The organism is Streptomyces sp. NPDC058877 (assembly GCF_042742855.1).
In the GTDB taxonomy this organism is placed as follows: domain Bacteria; phylum Actinomycetota; class Actinomycetes; order Streptomycetales; family Streptomycetaceae; genus Streptomyces.
The window spans coordinates 1-13581 of sequence record NZ_JBHYMF010000183.1; the positions used below are offsets into that span (position 1 = coordinate 1).

Annotated in this window: 10 protein-coding genes; 2 read left to right on the top strand and 8 right to left on the bottom strand. The window is 72.0% G+C overall.

Going from position 1 to position 13581, the window contains the following annotated elements:
• Window positions 1-61 precede the first annotated feature (61 nt).
• The gene (locus tag ACFW2Y_RS29365) at window positions 62-844 is read right to left on the bottom strand and encodes an enoyl-CoA hydratase/isomerase family protein (protein WP_384885207.1); all 783 of its coding nucleotides are present in this window, start codon (window positions 842-844) and stop codon (window positions 62-64) included.
• A 93-nt stretch (window positions 845-937) separates the two neighbouring features.
• On the bottom strand, window positions 938-1144 hold the full coding sequence (locus ACFW2Y_RS29370) for a hypothetical protein (RefSeq protein ID WP_384885208.1): 207 nt from the start codon (window positions 1142-1144) through the stop codon (window positions 938-940).
• Window positions 1145-1548: 404 nt separating this feature from the next.
• On the opposite strand from ACFW2Y_RS29370, the gene ACFW2Y_RS29375 reads away from it, so the two are divergent.
• Both ACFW2Y_RS29375 and argJ read left to right on the top strand, forming a co-directional pair.
• On the top strand, window positions 1549-2559 hold the full coding sequence (locus ACFW2Y_RS29375; RefSeq protein ID WP_384885210.1) for a LuxR C-terminal-related transcriptional regulator: 1011 nt from the start codon (window positions 1549-1551) through the stop codon (window positions 2557-2559).
• A 231-nt stretch (window positions 2560-2790) separates the two neighbouring features.
• Window positions 2791-3945: a bifunctional glutamate N-acetyltransferase/amino-acid acetyltransferase ArgJ gene (argJ, locus tag ACFW2Y_RS29380; RefSeq protein ID WP_384885211.1), complete on the top strand. Its 1155-nt coding sequence runs from the start codon at window positions 2791-2793 to the stop codon at window positions 3943-3945.
• Between the two features lie 137 nt (window positions 3946-4082).
• On the opposite strand, the gene ACFW2Y_RS29385 is transcribed toward argJ, so the two are convergent.
• The 6 genes from ACFW2Y_RS29385 to ACFW2Y_RS29410 all read right to left on the bottom strand — a co-directional run bounded on the left by ACFW2Y_RS29385 (window position 4083) and on the right by ACFW2Y_RS29410 (window position 13492).
• Window positions 4083-4481: an acyl carrier protein gene (locus tag ACFW2Y_RS29385; RefSeq protein WP_384885223.1), complete on the bottom strand. Its 399-nt coding sequence runs from the start codon at window positions 4479-4481 to the stop codon at window positions 4083-4085.
• Window positions 4387-5067, bottom strand: a complete 681-nt coding sequence (locus tag ACFW2Y_RS29390) for an FMN-binding negative transcriptional regulator (protein WP_384885213.1) — start codon at window positions 5065-5067, stop codon at window positions 4387-4389. The genes ACFW2Y_RS29385 and ACFW2Y_RS29390 overlap by 95 nt, the downstream gene beginning before the upstream one ends.
• Window positions 5068-5098: 31 nt before the next feature.
• Window positions 5099-6589, bottom strand: coding sequence for a leucyl aminopeptidase family protein (locus ACFW2Y_RS29395; RefSeq protein ID WP_384885215.1), 1491 nt, complete (start codon window positions 6587-6589; stop codon window positions 5099-5101).
• Window positions 6590-6612: 23 nt separating this feature from the next.
• Window positions 6613-8565 carry a carbamoyltransferase gene (locus tag ACFW2Y_RS29400; protein ID WP_384885217.1) on the bottom strand — a complete coding sequence of 651 codons (1953 nt, stop codon included), beginning with the start codon at window positions 8563-8565 and terminating at the stop codon, window positions 6613-6615.
• Between the two features lie 83 nt (window positions 8566-8648).
• Window positions 8649-9797, bottom strand: a complete 1149-nt coding sequence (locus ACFW2Y_RS29405) for a hypothetical protein (RefSeq protein ID WP_384885219.1) — start codon at window positions 9795-9797, stop codon at window positions 8649-8651.
• Entirely contained in the window at window positions 9794-13492 is a 3699-nt protein-coding gene (locus ACFW2Y_RS29410; RefSeq protein ID WP_384885221.1) for an amino acid adenylation domain-containing protein, read from the bottom strand. Before ACFW2Y_RS29410 ends, ACFW2Y_RS29405 begins: the two co-directional genes overlap by 4 nt.
• Window positions 13493-13581 lie beyond the last annotated feature (89 nt).

Sequence of the window (13581 nt, forward strand, 5' to 3'; positions counted from 1 at the left end):
GGCGGGCACGGGCGTCCACCGGTGGTGGCCGGCGGCACCACCGCCCACCACCGGTGCCGTGTCAGGCCTTCCCGATGACCCGCCGCATCCGCTGTTGCGCCTCGCCCGCGGAGAAGGCCGTGCGGTGGGACCGCTTGCCCTCCTCGCGCACCCGCTGCAGGCCGCGTACGAAGGGGCCGTTCACCCGGGCCCGGGTCGACTGGACGGCAGCGGTGGTGTAGCCGGCGATGCGGCGCGCCCGGTCGAGCGCCCGGTCCAGCAGGTCCTCGGGACCGGTCACCTCGTGGAGCAACCGATCGGCGAGGGCACGCTCTGCCGACCATTCGTCGCAGGTGTAGAGCATGTCCTGCATGACGCCCCGACCGACCACCGTCTCCAGCATGTAGCCGCCGAAGTTGCAGGCGATGCCGACTCGGAACTCCGGCATCACGAGCGTGGCCGAACGACTGCCGATCCGCAGGTCGCAGCAGAGCGCGATCTGCAGCCCGACGCCGATCGCGTATCCGTCGATGGCGGCCACGACGGGTTTGGAGATGCCGGCGACGGTGGCGTACAGGGTGGTGATGTCGTCGATCCAGGCGTCGACCTCGTCGCCGCCGTGGAACTCCGACACCTCGTTGAAGTCGCCCCCGGCGCCGAAGGAGCGGTTCGGGCCGCCGTACAGGACCACACAGGCCACGGCGTCGTTGACGTCCAGGTCCAGCATGAGTTGGGTGAGTTCACGCATCCGTGCCCTGCTGAACGGATTCTGTTCGTGCGCGTGCGAGAACTCGACGAGGGCGACCCCGCCGGGCAGCACCCCGCACTTCATGCTCGTCGCCGTCGTCGTACTGGTGGATGACACGCGGCAGCCCTCCCGGGGGATCGGAATGTCGTGGCCTCGGACGTCGAGGCGGCGTGACGCGGACCGTCACGACGATGAACCGGTGGGTGCCGGTCAGCCCCAGGCGAAGTCGTTCTTGGTCACGGCGAGTTCGTCTTGCTGGAGGCCGAGCGCAGGGCGGACGTGGTCCGGTTGGAACGCGGTCGACGCCGCCGCTGCCAGTCCCGCCGCGGCCACGATCGCGGCCGCGATCGATGCCGAGTTCCGGCACATGCGGGTCCAGTTCGAACGGGTACCCGCGGACATATGACGTGCACTCACGTGAATCGACTCTCCCAGGAAGGATGAACTCCGGCCGGATGGTCTTCGTGCGCTCCGGCGGTCACCCCCAGCATGATCAGGCGGTGGACGGTGGTACAGGGGCGACCGGTGTCCGCGAGAGGACATGACAGAAAGCGGACATGGACGCTTTTTTCTCGAATGCCGAGACGGTGGAGGATCGGACGACAATCGTCCGGCAGCCCCGAAGAATCCGAGCGTCGGGCGAGGTTCGCCGAAGATCCTGGTGTCGCATACCGCCTGGGAGGTGTGATGTAAGGATGAATGGGATGCTTTGCTCGAATCGAGTGAACGGGGCATCGTGAAGCGTGAGCTTGCATGCATACATATGCCTCGCGCAGTATCCCTCCGTCAGGTGCGCCACTATGTGGGGGAGTTGTCGACCGGTGAACGTGGGAAGCGATGCCGTCCAGGAGCTGTTCCGTTTTTTCGTCACCGCACCCGGTTCGACCCTGCGGGATGCCCAGGAGCACCTCAGGGCGGGGCCGCAGACGCTCGACTCCGCGATGGACTTCCTGGTGGACCGCGGGCTGGTCCGCCCGAATGCGGTGCGACCGATGCCCGCGTCTCCCGAGGTGGCCCTCGCGCGGGTGCTCGAACGCGAGGAGGCGTCGCTGCGGCGGCGACTGGAGGAGCTGCGCGAAGGGAGGTTCGTCCTCGCGGCGTTGAGTGAGAACCTGATGGCCATGCAGGCGACCGGTGGTGGTGCCTTAGGGGTGACCCTCCTGGAGAACGAGGCCGAGGTCGTTTCCGCCCTGGAGGGTGCGGCGGCCAGGGCCCGCAAGGAGGTCCTCAGCATGCATCCGGGTGCTCCGCTCTCGGCCGCCATGCTCGCGGACAGCATGGAGCGGAACCAGCAGGTCCTTGAACGCGGTGTGGCGATGCGCTCGATCCACCTCGACTGTATGGTCCGCATTCCCTACGGGCGGGCCCATCTGATGAACCTGCAGGAAGCGGGGGCCGAGGTGCGGGTGGCCTCCGTCCTGCCGCTCCGGCTGATCGTGGTGGACGGTGTGCTCGGGTACGCCTCCACCCTTCCGCGTGAGGGCCGGTTCGCCGCGTTGGAGTTCAAGGGGCCGGAGCTCGTCCACGTCCTCGTCCAGATCTTCGAGCACTGCTGGGTGCACGGCGCCGTCGTGCCGCCGATCGGGGAGTCGGTGGGCCGGGGGCCTCGGGAAGGGGTCGAAGCGGCCGGGTCCGAGCTCGACGAGCGGGAGCGGGCCTTGGTGCGGATGCTGGCCGAGGGGCACAAGGACGAGGCGATCGCGCGCTGCCTCGGGGTGTCCTCCCGCACTCTGCGTCGGCTGATGACCGATGTGATGGAACGGCTCGAAGCTGACAGTCGCTTCCAGGCGGGCGCCCGGGCCATGGCCCGGGGATGGCTCGACCATCCCTGAGTCTGGGCAGGGTCGGCATGCCTTTATGCGCGGAGGGCGATGTGGTGCCCCCTGTCGCAGCGGCCGGGGCGTTGTCTCCGTCATTTCTTTTCCCGCAAGGCACTTGATCGTGGATCCATGCGCTCCACGCGTGGTTCCATGACACCCTGGAGTAAGTAAGTATGCTGTGCATCGAATTTCGATGCGATAGTGGAGATGTGCGCCACACACGCTGAGGGAAGGCGATTGATCATGGAACTGGCAGTACCGCAGGGATTTCGCTCGTACACCGCCAACATGGGCCTGAAGGACGTCGCCCACGACTTCGCAGTGGTGGTGTCGGAGGTGCCGGCCGTGTCCGCTGCGGTCTTCACCAAGTCGCGCTTCGCCGGCCCCAGCGTGGTCCTGAGCCGTGAGGACACCGCCCGGCAGCAGAGCCGCGGCATGGTCGTCATCTCCCGGAACGCCAATGTGGCGACCGGCAAGGTCGGTGCCGCACACGCGGAGGAGGTGCGCAGGCTCGCCGCCGAGAAGGCCGGGGTCCTGCCCGAGGAACTGGTGATCGGCTCGACCGGAGTGATCGGGCGGCCCTACCCCATCGAGGGCATTCGTGAGGGCATCGCCAAGATGCCGGCGCCGCTGCCGCCCGCCGACTTCGAGGCGGCTGCCGCCGCGATCATGACCACCGACACCCGGGCCAAGTCCGTTCACATGCGTTGTGGCGACGCGGTGATCGTGGGCATCGCCAAGGGGGTCGGCATGATCGAGCCCAACATGGCGACGTTGCTGACCTTCTTCTTCACCGATGCCCAGCTCGACGCGGACCGGCTCGACGCCGCTTTCCGGCGCGTGATGGACAAGACGTTCAACGCGCTCAGCATCGACACGGACACCTCGACCAGCGACACCGCGGCCGTGTTCGCCAACGGCCTGGCGGGCCCGGTGGACGAGGCCGAGTTCGAGGAGGTGCTGTACCGGGTCGCACTGTCGCTGGTCCGGAACATCGCCTCGGACGGCGAGGGCGCCGCCAAACTCCTGGAGGTGCAGGTCACCGGTGCCAGGGACACGGCCCAGGCCAAGCGGGTGGGCAAGGTGGTGGTGAACTCCCCGCTGGTCAAGACCTCCGTACACGGCGCGGACCCGAACTGGGGACGGGTGGCGATGGCCATCGGCAAGCTCGACGAGGACCTCGACATCGAGCCGGCCCGGGTGCGGATCCACTACGGAGACCTGGAGATGTTTCCCGAGGAGCCGGACGACGCGATGCTGGAGCGCGCCCGTGCCTACCTCTCCGGGGACGAGGTCGTCATCCGCGTCGACCTCGGCATCGCCGACGGCGAGTTCACCGTCTACGGCTGCGATCTGACCGAGGCGTACGTCGAGCTCAACTCCGGCTACACCACCTGACCGGACCGATCCACGGCCCCGGCGGACCCTCGTTCGGGGTCGCCGGGGCCGGATCAGCAGGCCGCGGTACCGCCACCGTCCGACCGGTTGGTCACGGAGCCGGAGCCGTCGCGCGGCCGGGGCGAGTGCTCAGCCGGTCACAGCTCGCCCTCCTCGCGCTCACCGCCCTCCCCGACCAGGCCCGCGATGTGGTCGGCCAGTCCCGCCAGGGTGGGGTTCTCGGCCACGGCGACGATGCTGACCGCCACGTGGAACTCCTCGGAGGCGGCCACGGCCATCCGCATCGCCAGCAGCGAAGAGGCGCCCAACGAGAAGAAGTCGTCGTCCTCGCGTATGCGCATGTCGGGCTCTCCAAAAAGGTCCCGCCACATGGTCGACAACCTCTCCCGGGTGTCTTCGGGGGAGGGCGGAACAGCGGAATCAATTGCTCCTGACATGGTTTCACTGCGCCTTTCGGGTCGGGGGCTGAAGCGCCAGCTTCTCGGTGTTGTGGGATTCCATGCGGTCCGCGACGGCGGACGCCGAGGCCGCCGCATCGACGGCGCGGGCACGGAACGAAGAGATCTGGGCCCTGATGTCCTCGGGCTGCTTGTTCTGGCCGAACTTCACGATTCCGTCCAGCCGGTCCACGGGCAGCTCGAAGGCGACGATCCTGGTCCGGAAGCTCGCGACGAGCTCGCCGGGGGCCCGGTCCAGGGTCCAGGGCACCTTCGGCAGGAACCGCGCCTCCTCGTTCGCGATCAGGTCCTCCAACTGCCGCAGCTCCTCGTCCCCCTCCACCACCCGCGGCCGGCCGTACGCGTGCACGGCCGCGTAGTTCCACGTGGGGAAGTGCGGTTCCGAGGCGTAGTCGTCCGGGCAGATGTAGGAGTGAGGGCCGACGAAGGCGACCATCAGCTCCTCGCCGGCGCGGAGCGCCGCGACCACCGGGTTCGCCTTGGAGAGGTGGCCCCGCAGCCTCCCGTTCGGCCCGTGCTCGGGCCCCTTGTCGAGGACGAACGGAATGTGCGTGCCGTGGATCCGGCCGTCCACCACGGCCGCCAGCATCCCGAACGGATGACGCTCGATCACCTCGTGGTGGAGGGCCAGCTCCTCGGCGCGGTACAGATCGGGTACGTACACGGGGGCTCCTGAGAACGGGGACGGACGGCGGTCAGCGCCCGCACAACCAGCGGGCGAGGGTGCCGGTGCCGAAGCCCGTGGCACCGGCGTTGTAGTAGCCGTCGATCCGCGGCGACCAGGCGGGCTCGGTGATTTCCAGGTGCGCCCAGGAGGGGGGCGCGAACCGGTGGAGGAAGGCCGCGGCCGTGGCGCCGTCCCCGCTGTGCGGACCGGCGACCCTGATGTTGGCGAACGGGGCCCACAGCTCGTCCCCGTACTCCTCCACCAAGGGCAGCGGCCAGAGCAGTTCGCCCGCCATTCGGCCGGCCCCGGTCAGTTGCGCGGCAAGCGCCTCGTCGGTGCTCCACAGCCCCGCCGCCTTGGGACCGAGCGCGGCGGCGACCGGCAGCCCGAGCGCGGAGACGCTGACGGTGGACCGCGCACCCAGCCGGCCCGCCAGGTGCAGGGCGTCCGCCAGCATCAGCCGTCCGTGCCCGTCCTCGTGGTTCACCTCCACGGTCGCACCGGACGCCGTCGTGACCAGGTCCCCGGTCCGCAGCGCGCCGGGTCCCTCCGCCTTGGCCGCGGCCGGCAGGATCAGGTGCGTCTCACGGCGCCCGCCGAGCGCGGCGAGCGCCGCCGCGGCCCCGAGCACGGCCCCGGCTCCCGCCATGTGCTTCTTCGCACCCTCGACGGCGCCGCCGGAGCGCGCCACTCCACGGTCGTCGTGGGTGAGCCCCAGACCGATCACGGCCACCGGGGGCAGGTCGGAGGCCTCGGGCCGGTAGCTGAGTCGAACGAGGCGGGCCGGATCGGCACTGCCGGCGACGGCGGCGGCGAACCCGGTCAGCCCCTGTTCCTGCGCCTCGACCGCGTCCCACACCTCGACCTCGAAGCCCTCGTGCGCGGCCAGTGCCGACGCCTCGGCCGCGAGCCGGTCCGGGGTGATGACGTTGGCGGGTGCGGCGACGTACTCGCGCGCCCGGACGACGGCGTCGGTGAAGGCCTCCGAGGCACGGAGTACCGTGCCGGCGACCCCGCTGCCGAGCAGCTCGACCGTCTTCGGCTCCCGCGGCAGGTCGGATCCGTAGTCCGCGCGGAACCGGTCTTCGAGGACGTTCCACCTGCCGCAGTGCACGGCGAGGCTCAGCCCCTCCGCCAGGTGCTCGGTCACGTCCAGCTCACCGGCCCGCCACGACGGCAGCGCGACGGCGACCCGCTGGTTGGGGCCGGTCGTCAGGGTCCGGGCCACGGCCGCACCGGCCCGCCGCACGGTGTGCCCGGTCGCCTCCCCGGGGCGGCCCAGGCCGAACAGCACGAGCCGATCGCACCGTCCGGGCACGCCGGGCCCGACGACCAGTTCGTCCCTGCCGCCGTCGAAGGAGTCGTACGAGAGCAGCCGCTGCAACGCCCCGCCGAGAGCCGCGTCCAGGTCGCGCGGCCACGGCCGGTCGAGCAGGGGGGCGTCCTCGGCGAAGACGCCCACCGCGAGCACGTCGCCGCTCCAGCGGGCGGCGGTCACCGGGGAGTCCGTGATGTCCATGGGTTTCCTTTCGGCGGGTCGGATCAGGCCCGGGTGATGCGCAGGCCGTCCAGGTACAGGACGTCGAGCTCGGTCTTGAGGAAGAGGGCGAGCGCCTCCTCGGGGAGTTCGACGATCGGCTCTCCCGGCCCGTTGAAGGAGGTGTTCATCACCACCGGCACCCCGGTACGGCCGTGGAAGGCCGCGATCACCGCGTGGTAGAGACCGGCGGACGCGTCGACCGTCTGGATGCGCGCCGTTCCGTCCACGTGCGTGACGGCCGGGATCTCCGCCCGCCGCACGGTCGCGTTGAAGAGCATGTACGGGGAGGGCAGCGGCACGTCCCGGAACCAGTCGGCGGCGTGTTCGGCGAGTACCGCCGGCGCGAACGGACGCCACGCCTCACGGGCCTTGATCCTGTTCACCCGCTGCCAGTTCCCGGCGTCCCGGGGGTCGGCCATGATCGAGCGGTGGCCCAGCGCACGCGGGCCCGCCTCGCTGCCGCCCTCGAACCAGGCCACCACGCGGTTGGCGGCGAGGTCCTCCGCCGCCCGCTCCGCGATCTGCCCGGCCCCTTCCAACCGCTCGACGACGACGGCGTCCCCGACGGCCCGTACGGCCGTCGCCACTTCGTCGTCCGTCGCGGGCGTGCCCAGATAGGGCGAGGGGAACACCGGTCCCGGACCGGTCTGCTCCGCCTGCGGACGGCCGAGGATCGAGTGGTACACGGCGAGGGCCGCTCCGGTGGCGATGCCGCCGTCGTCGCAGGCGGGTTCGACGAAGACGCGGCGGAAGGGCCCCTCCTGCGCCACCTGGCTGTTGGAAGGGCAGTTGAGCGCCGTGCCCCCGGACATGCACAGATCGGCGACGGTCACCCCCGCCGCGCCCAGCGATGCGTGCAGGGCGCGGACGGCCTCCATGCGCACCTCCTCGAACAGCTTCTGGGTGCTCGCCGCGATGTCGGCGTTGATCGGAGCGGTGGCCTGCCGGGGATCGCCGTACGGGGCCAGGTCGTGGCCGAGTCGCTCCGCCTCGCGGCGACAGTGGCGCAGCCACGCCGTGGCCACGTCGGTGCGGAGTCGTCCCCGCAGGTCGTGGTGGTTGCCGAGGAAGCGCGAGGAGTAGAAGCGCGGACGGCCGTAGGCGGCCAGCCCCATGAGCTTGCCGGCCGGTCCGACGACCCCCAGGCCCAATGCGGCACCGACCCGGTCGTACAACCCGCCCAGCCCCAGGTGGTGCGGAGCGAGCGGGTACAGGGCCTCGCCGCGGCCCAGGTAGTACATGCCGCTGTGGTAGCCCTCGCCCTCCGCGTAGCCGTCGTGCGTGAGGACGGCGGCTTCCCGGAAGCCGGAGGCGTAGTACGTGGACCCCGCGTGCGCCAGGTGGTGGTGGACGGCGTACCCCGGAACGGTGACGCCGTCGAAGCTCACCCGCACGGGCAGGTGGAAGCCGTACCGCAGCCGGTCCTGGGGGGAGGAGGGGGTCGCCGCGATCTCGGCGAGGCCACGGCCGCCGGCCCAGGACGGATCGGAGACGTAGTCGTCGATCCACGGCGTCGCGCGGATCGCGGACCGCTCCAGGCCGGTGTGCTCGGGGAACAGCTTGGCGTACGACCGGCCCAGCCAGGTCGCCGCCAGGTTCGCGTCGTAGAGGAAGTCGAGGAACTCCCCGCTGCCGCGCAGGGAGGCGGCGTCCGGCTCCTCCTCCAGGAGGCTGCAGGGGCGATCGAAGGGGTCCGTCGCGGCGTACTCCACCGACAGCGTCGCCGGGTCGTCGGCGATCAGCTCGACCCCCTGGGTGGAGCAGACGGCCACCGCGTCCACCTCGGCGGCACCGACACCGGCGGCGCCGAGGGCCCGGCGGACCGTGGCCACGTCGAGCGTCGCCGCGTGCTTGACGCGGGTGTGCCGCTCGCGCAGCACGTACGAGGCGATCGCCCCGTCGCGCAGAACGCTGACGGCGGCGTCGTGGCCGAAGTGGAGGCCGAGGACGATCATGGAGACTCCTCATGCGGCGCCTGCCGAGGCGCCTCGCAGGGGCGGGAAGGAACGGGTGAGGGGCGGGGAGTACGGACGAGCGGTCACACGAGGGTGAGACCGCCGCCCCGGAGCCAGCGGTCGAGACGCTCGCGCACAGCCACCTCGGCCGGTGGATGGAAGGCCAACGCGCGGCTGGCCAACAGCAGTTCGGACCCCGGTCCACCCGACACGAAGGGCATGCCGCCTTCGAGCTCCAGCGCCCGGTCGGTGGCCTCCGCGATCGCGCGCTGCGCCGTGTACCGGACCAACAGCGCGCGGCCGAGCGCGTCGTCGCCGCCCGGGTCGCCGTCGGGGGCCGCCCCCCGGACGCCGCTCGCGTCGAGCTCCGAGGCCAGCGAGTCGAGGGCCGCCGCCGCGGTCTCCAGCGGCGCCAGGGCCGCGACGCGGTCGCCCGGTGTGCTGCGCTCCTCGGTGAAGAGGCGCTCCACGTGCCCGGTGGCGATGCCGAGGTAGGCGGCGGTGATCAGGAGTTGGAACCAGAGCAGGTTGGAGGTGAAACGCCAGGGCGAGGCCGAAGGGTCGCCTAGGGGAATGACCATCTCCTCGGGGACGAACGCTCGGTCGAGGGCGAGGGCGTCGGTCTCCGTCGCCCGCAGGACGCGGTTGCCCCAGAAGGGGCGCCGCGCGATCCCCGTGGTGACGGGAAGCATCAGCATCAGCAGCTGTCCCTGGTACGGACTGCCGGCCGGACCGGCCGCCGACAGTGACATCAGTCCCAGCGAACGCGTCAGGGAGCAGGGCTGCTTGGTTCCGGAGACCAAGAGGCCACCGGGCGCCGCCACCACCTCGATGCCGGGCGTGAACACGCTCTTGCCGATGTTCCCCTCCGCGCCGCAGGAGGCGACGAGGTGCCGCTCCGACGCGATCCGTCGCAGGACGGTACCGGCGGCCTGTCGGTCCCCGCAGCGGGCCAGCCAGGCCACCTTGTAGTGGTGCATCGTCGAGGCGACGGCCAGGGACGGGGCCCTGCTGCCGACGGCCCGCTGCAGGCGGACGCCGTCGCGGCAGCCCAGCCCGACGCCGCCCAGGGCGGTGGGGATCAGCAGGTTGCCGCCCCCTGCGGCCCGGAAGGCCTCGACCGCCCCGGTCCGCGGGTCCTCGGCGGCGGTGGTGCCCCAGTCCGTGAGTTTCGCGTCGAAGCCGGGCAGTACCCGGTCGAGCAGCGCGCGCTCGGTCGAGAGGAGTCTCATGCGTGGTCCTGGTCGAGAGTCGGGTCGGACGGGCCGTGGGCCCCGGTCACCGAGGCGATGCGACGGGCGACGCGTGCCGCCCCCGCTCCTCGTACGACGGAGAAGTGGTCCTCCGCCACGACGTCGAGCCGCCCGGCGCCCGGCAGTGCCCGGTCGAGCGGCAGGAGCGAGGGGAACGCGTCCTGCGCCGTGTGCTCGGCCCGGATCAACAGCCAGGTCGGGAACGACCGGTGGACGTCGGGGGTGCCGGCGGCCGGCCAGACGGTCGGCGCGTGCCGCTCCAGCAGTTCGGAGTTGTTGCGGTACACCGCGAAAAGGCGGAACAACTCCTTTTCCTCCAGAGGGCGTTGCAGGAGTCCTGCGGTCACCAGTGCGTCATGGGCCCCCGTCAGCCGCAGCGCCTCAGAACCCCCTTCCGTCTCGGGTACGAGTCGCCGCAGCGGGTCGGGCCGCCCGGTCAGGTCGCCGAAGAAGCCACTCAGCCGCGCCGTGAGACCGGGAACGGAGCCGTCACCGCGTCCGGTGAACGAGTCGACCGTGGTCAGCGACGAAACGGCCCGCCCCTCCCGTTCGAGCATCCCGGCCATGTGGAGGGCGATCGTCCCGCCCATCGACCAGCCCACGAGGTGCAGCGGGCCGTCCGGCAGCTCCTTGAGGAGCGTGCGCACGTACTGCTCGGCCATGGCGTCGAGGCTGCCCGCGAGCGTCTCTTCCGGATGCAGCCCGGAGGCCCGCACGCCGTACAGGGTGGCACGGCCGGCGCCGTCCTCACCGGCCGTCACGGCGTCCACGATCTCCTGGTAGCACAGCACGTCACCGCCGACCGGGTGGACGAACACGACCCGCTGCTCGCCGGTGCCGCCGAGCACGGTGAGTAGGTCGGTCCCCCCGGCCCGGGGTGCCGTGTCCGCCAGCAGCGCCGCCTGGGCCCGCACCGTCCGGTGGCGGAAGAGCGAGCCCAGTGGCAGCCGGCGTCCGAAGGCGGCCTCGACGGCGCGGAACAGCCGCACCGCCGTCAGGGAGTTGCCGCCACGGGCGAAGAAGTCGTCGTCCACCCCGCGGGCGGCCGGGCCGAGCAACTCCTGCCACAGGGCGAGGAGCCGTTCCTCCAACGGCGTGGCCGGCGCCGCGGCGGGCGCCCCGACCGGGGGCCAGGGGGCGGAGCCCGGATCCGGCGGTCCGCCGGCCGGGTCCTCCGCGGAGAGGAAGTCGAGGAGGACCCGGCGGTCCACCTTGCCGTTGCCGCTGAGCGGCAGTTCGGGGATCTCCAGCACGGCTGCGGGCACCATGTAGGGGGGAAGGGCCTCCCCGAGCCGTTCCCGAAGTTCTGCCTGATCGGTGGCGACCCGGCCGCAGCGGCCGTTCGGGCCCTCTCCGGACCCGGGCCGGACGACGAAGGCGGCGAGGAACGGCTCGCCGCGCGAGGTGTCGACCAGGGCGACGGCGGACTTCACCGCTGCGATGCGGGTCAACTGGATCTCGATCTCACCGAGTTCGACTCGGTATCCGTTGACCTTGACCTGGTGGTCGGTGCGCCCGAGGAACTCCAGGACGCCCCCGGCGCGGTACCGGGCCCGGTCGCCCGTCCGGTAGAGGGGCTCCCCCGTGACGGGGTGGGGGAAGAACGACGCCGCGGTCCGCTCCCCGTCGTTGAGGTAGCCCGTGGCCACGCCCGCGCCGCCGATGTGGAGGTCCCCGGGGACCCAGGACGGCGCGTCCGCGAGCTCCCGGTCCAGCACGTGCATGGTCTGGTTGGCAAGGGGGGTCCCGTAGGGGACGCTCTGCCAGTCCCCGGGTTGTTCCGAGGTCCGGAACCAGTTCGACCAGATGGATGCCTCGGTGGCGCCGCCCATCGCGATCACTTCGGCGTCCGGACAGACCTCGGCCAGCCGCTCGACGAGCGGGAGGGGCACCCAGTCGCCGCTGAGCATCACCAGACGCAGCGAAGCGAGCAGTTCGCGCGCCTGCTCCCCGAGGTACTCCAGGGTGAGCGACAGCAGGGCGGGAACGGAGTTCCACACGGTCACCCCGTGCCGGTGCACACACGCGGCCCACGCCTCCGGATCGGGTACGGGACTCTCCGGAGGGCACACGACGGTGCCGCCACAGCCGAGCAGCGCGAACTGGTCGAAGACGGAGAGGTCGAACGCGAGCGAGGAGACGGCCAGCACCTTGTCGTGCTCGGTCAGGGCGAAGCGACCGGTGAGGTCGCGGAGCGTGTTGACGGCGGCGGCGTGCGGGATGACGACGCCCTTCGGCGTCCCCGTCGACCCCGAGGTGTAGATGACGTAGGCGGTGCGGTCGAGCGGACCACCGGTGTGGTCGACGTCCGCCGAGTCCTCCGGCGGGGCGCCGGCCGGAGCGTCCGCCCCGGTCCAGGGCACCACCTCCACCCCCTCCGGCACGGCCTCCGCCGCACCCGGCCAGGGGGCGGTGATCAGTGCCCGCGCGCCGCTGTGGCGCAGCACGGTGCTGACGCGCGCCGCGGGCCAGGAGGGGTCGATCGGCACGTATGCGCCCCCCGCCCGCAGCACGGCCAGTACGGCGACCGACTGTGCCCGCCCGCGCGGAACGCGGACGCCCACGAGCACGGGCCCCGCGACCCGGTCGGCGGTGCGGAGGCCGGTCAGCCGGCGGGCGAGGAGCTCGGACGCGAGGTCGAGCTCGGCGCGACTGACCGTGCCCTCCGCGTCGTGTACGGCGGGGGTCTTTGGGGCCGTGCGACAGCGGTCCAGCACGAAGGAGTGGAGCGTCCCCGTGGGCAGGTCCGCGGAGGTGTCGTTGGCCTGCCGCCGCGCCAGCAGGTGTTCGGCGGGGAGCGGCACCGGCCCCGTGGCGTGCCAGGCCGACTCCGCGTCGGAGAGCGCCTGGAGACGGGCACGGTGGTAGGCGGTCAGCTCCTCGATCATGCCGGGCGGGTAGGCGTGCTCGGCGTAGTCGACGTTGCAGACCAGCTCCCCCGCCTCCTCGTACACCTGGTGGTCGAGGAGTACCTGCGGCGTGCTGATGGAGCTGTGCACGAGGCGGGCCCCGGGCAGCGGGAGCAGGAAACCGCCGGGTGCGCCGTCGACCAGGTCGAGGCCGCTGGTGAACACGACGGGAACCGGGCTTCCTCCACCGGCGCCGCCGGCGAGGGCGCGGCCCACCTCGACCCCGGAGACCTCGAGCGCGGCCAGGTCGGCGTACAGGCCGCCCCGGGACCCGCGGCACCGATCGGCGAAGGAGACCCCGGTCTCCGCCGGTCCGTAACCGACCAGCACGGTGGTGCTGGCGTTGCCCCAGACCCGCTGGAGACCGGGATCGTTGCCCGGCCGGTGCGAGGCGAGCACGGTGAGCGCTCCGGCGGCCCCGTCCGACCAACGGTGGAGGGCTTCGACGAAGAGGGTGAAGAGCGCGGTTCCGGCGGTCAGCCCGGAGGCCGCCGCGTGGTCGCGGAAACGCCCCCAGGCCGCCGCGTCGAGCCGGGTGCCGAGCCGTTTGAGCGGGGCGCCCCGGTGTTCGGTGCCTCCCGCCCGTCCGGTGCCGGACGGGCGGGCCGGCAGTGCCGGGGCCGGCGGCAGTTCACGGGAGCGGCGCTCCCAGTAGCGACGGGCCGCGTGATGGGCGTCCGTGGTGCGCCGCTCCTCCAGGCCGATGACGTAGTCCCGGAACGAGAGGGGTGCGGCCCGTACCGGCAGAAGCCGAGCGGGCGGCAAGACCTGAGCCCGAGTCCGAGCAGCCGCCAGTGTCCGAGCAGCCGCCGGGGTCCGAGGCGGAGCAGCCCTCGGCGTCCGGAGCCGACTCC

Bases quoted from the DNA above. Each gene is read 5' to 3' on its own strand.
- argJ (WP_384885211.1), top strand. From the start codon at position 2,791: ATGGAACTGGCAGTACCGCAGGGATTTCGCTCGTACACCGCCAACATG.
- ACFW2Y_RS29385 (WP_384885223.1), bottom strand. From the start codon at position 4,481: ATGCGGCGGCCTCGGCGTCCGCCGTCGCGGACCGCATGGAATCCCACA.
- ACFW2Y_RS29395 (WP_384885215.1), bottom strand. From the start codon at position 6,589: ATGGACATCACGGACTCCCCGGTGACCGCCGCCCGCTGGAGCGGCGAC.
- ACFW2Y_RS29400 (WP_384885217.1), bottom strand. From the start codon at position 8,565: ATGATCGTCCTCGGCCTCCACTTCGGCCACGACGCCGCCGTCAGCGTT.
- ACFW2Y_RS29405 (WP_384885219.1), bottom strand. From the start codon at position 9,797: ATGAGACTCCTCTCGACCGAGCGCGCGCTGCTCGACCGGGTACTGCCC.